At 58.3% G+C, this 3,113-nt stretch carries 3 protein-coding genes; all 3 read right to left on the bottom strand.

All coding sequences use genetic code 11. The features are described from left to right. The coding region (locus B2590_RS01380) for a heavy metal translocating P-type ATPase (RefSeq protein WP_286847792.1) at window positions 1–2,063 on the bottom strand (2,063 nt) is incomplete at its 3' end. Next, window positions 2,056–2,283: a hypothetical protein gene (locus B2590_RS01375; RefSeq protein ID WP_096006448.1), complete on the bottom strand. Its 228-nt coding sequence runs from the start codon at window positions 2,281–2,283 to the stop codon at window positions 2,056–2,058. The genes B2590_RS01380 and B2590_RS01375, both read right to left, overlap by 8 nt. A 27-nt stretch (window positions 2,284–2,310) precedes the next feature. Further along, window positions 2,311–3,113: APC family permease (locus B2590_RS01370; protein WP_286847789.1), on the bottom strand; the 803-nt coding region annotated here is incomplete at its 5' end.

Below are 3,113 nucleotides of genomic sequence, written 5' to 3'. Positions count from 1 at the left end.
CCCATGGCCACACCGACATCCGCCGTTGCCAGTGCAGGCGCATCGTTTACGCCGTCACCCGCCATCACGACAACACGGCCTTCGTCTTTCAGGCGCTGGACGATCTTGCCCTTATCTTCCGGCAGGACTTCCGCTTCCACTTCGTCGATATGCAGTTTTCGAGCAACTGCTTCAGCTGAAGTGCGGTTATCGCCGGTCAGCATGACCACCCGGATGCCGTCTTTTTGCAGCGCGGAAATAGCGGCTTCGGTGGTTTCCTTGACCGGATCGGCAATCGCCAGCAACCCTGCGACGTTTCCGTCGACAGCAGCAAAAATCACGGTAGCACCATCTTTTCGGAGCTGGTCGGCGTCGCCGTCAAATCGCGTGGTGTCGACATTTTCCGACTCCATGAGAAGGCGGTTACCAAGTAGCACCCGCTTGCCGTCTATTCGACCGGTAACCCCTTTACCATTCGGAGAGTCAAAGTCTTCCGCATCCGGAAGCTTCAGGTCCATGCCCTTGGCTTTATCGAGTATGGCGTGAGCCAGTGGGTGCTCACTGCCTTTCTCCAGGCCGCCTGCATAACGCATGAGACTACTGTCATCGAACCCGTTGGCCGCGACAAGCCGGGTGACTTGCGGCTTGCCCTCTGTCAGCGTGCCGGTTTTATCCACCACCACGGTGTCCACCTTCTCCATACGCTCCAAGGCTTCCGCATCGCGAATCAGAACGCCACTTTGAGCACCGCGTCCGACACCCACCATGATGGACATGGGCGTCGCCAAGCCAAGTGCGCAAGGGCAGGCAATGATCAGAACACTGACCGCTGCAATCAGCCCGAACGCCATAGGCGGCGTGGGCCCGAAGAATGACCAGGCTATAAAGGCGATAATGGCGATCACGATCACCGCAGGCACAAAATAACCCGCCACCTTGTCGGCCAGGCCCTGAATGGGCGCGCGGCTGCGCTGGGCGCTCGCCACCATCTGCACAATCTGGGACAGCATGGTGTCACGGCCAACCTTGTCGGCCCGCATGATAAAGCTGCCCTGCTGGTTGATACTGCCGCCGATCACCTGGTCGCCGGATTTTTTGCTGACTGCCAAAGGCTCACCGGTCACCATGGATTCATCCACGTTGGAGCTGCCTTCAAGCACCTCGCCGTCCAACGGCACCTTGTCTCCCGGACGCACCCGCAAGCGGTCACCGACCTTGACCTGATCAAGCGACACATCGGATTCGCTGCCATCGTCGTCCAGTTTTCTGGCCGTCGCCGGTGCCAGATCCAGCAGGGCCTTGATGGCACCAGAGGTTTTCTCTCTGGCGCGCAATTCCAGCACCTGCCCCAGCAGCACCAGCACCACGATGACAGCAGCCGCCTCGAAGTAGACGGCGACCGAGCCGTCTTCCTGCCGGAAGGCGCCTGGGAAGATCTGCGGCGCCAGGGTCGCCACCAGGCTGTAGATCAGCGCGACGCCGGTACCAATGGCAATGAGCGTAAACATGTTCAAGTTACGGCTAACCACGGATTTCCAACCCCGGACGAAGAAGGGCCAACCGCACCAGAGCACCACAGGCGTTGCCAGCACCAGTTGAATCCAGTTGGACATCTGCGGGGCTATAATGTGATCGAGTCCGGTGAGGTGCCCACCCATCTCCAGTACCAGTACAGGCAGGGCCAGCACCAGGCCGATCCAGAATCGGCGGGTCATGTCTTTGAGTTCTTCCGAAGGCCCGTCGTCCAGGCTTACCTGCTCGGGCTCCAGGGCCATGCCGCAGATTGGGCAGTCCCCTGGCCCTTGCTGCCGAATCTCGGGGTGCATGGGACAGGTATACATAGTGCCCGGCGCTACCGGCTCTTGCTGTTTCTTTTCCCAATCGAGGTACTGCTCAGGGTCCTCGTCGAATTTGGACTGGCAACGCGACGAGCAGAAGTACCAGGTTTTACCGCCATGCTGGCTGCGGTGTTCCGCGGTATGCGGATCCACTGCCATGCCGCAAACCGGATCCTTGGCGGTGTGCCCGCCAGGTTCTTTATCGGCGTGGTGATCGTGGTCATGGGCGTGATGGTGCTCAGCCATTCTGTTCTCCTGTTTTATCGGCGGGCCAGTCTGCAAATGCAATGAAATACAGCAGAACCAGATTGACGATAGGGATCAGTATCAGTACACCCATCCACCCCGGATACCCCGTGCGCTGGCAAATACGCCAGGCCGGAATGACGACCACAATGGCAATCACCAGCATCCACAGCCAGTGGCCTGCCCACATGGTGTTCCCGAACATGTTATCTCCCATCATGGCAATAGCCTCTCTTCCTGATTCTGGTTAATGGTGACGATGCGCGTGACTCTCTTCCTGTTTCGCTTGCGCGGATTCCGGCGATCTTTTCAGGAAAATCTGCTCGGAGACTGCAAGCACAATCATGGTGACCACTGCCACGCCGATGACGAACGGGTCCGTATTCAGTTTTACCCAGACAAAGCCGCCCAGAGCCAAAAGATCCAACAAGATGGCTGTAGTTGGCACCCAGGTGTTGGCCTTGATGTCTTTGCGAAGATAGCGCAGTACACCCCAGTGAATGGCAATGTCCATAATCAGGTAAAACACGATACCCAGCGCGGCAATTCGTGACAGATCAAAGAAGGCGGTGAGGATCAGCCCCAGGACAACGGTATACACCAGTGTGTGTTTCTGGATGCTGCCGGGCATGCCAAAATGCCGATGTGGTACGAGCTTCATCTCCGTCAGCATCGCCAGCATGCGGGATACCGCGAAGACGCTGGCGAGAATACCGCCCGCCGTGGCCATCATGGCAATAGCGACAGTAAACCAGACACCGTAATCGCCGAGAGCGGGACGCGCAGCAGCAGCGAGGGAGTAATCCTGCGTTTCGATAATTTCAGCCAGTGACAGGTTGCTGGCGACCGCGAAGCCCACCAGCGTGTAGATCACCACGCAGGCGGCAATGGAAATCACGATGGCGCGCCCGACGTTTCGCTTTGGGTCTATTACTTCCGAACCACTGTTGGTGATGGTCGTAAAGCCTTTGAACGCCAGAATCCCCAGTGCGGTTGCGCCCAGGAAGTTGCCCAGCGCTCCGGCTTCACCGGGCTCCGAAAAATCAACCG

Origin of the sequence: Marinobacter sp. UBA3604 (assembly GCF_002375325.1) — a bacterium.
GTDB classification, from domain to species: domain Bacteria; phylum Pseudomonadota; class Gammaproteobacteria; order Pseudomonadales; family Oleiphilaceae; genus Marinobacter; species Marinobacter salarius.
This window is presented reverse-complemented; position numbering and strand designations above follow the sequence as displayed.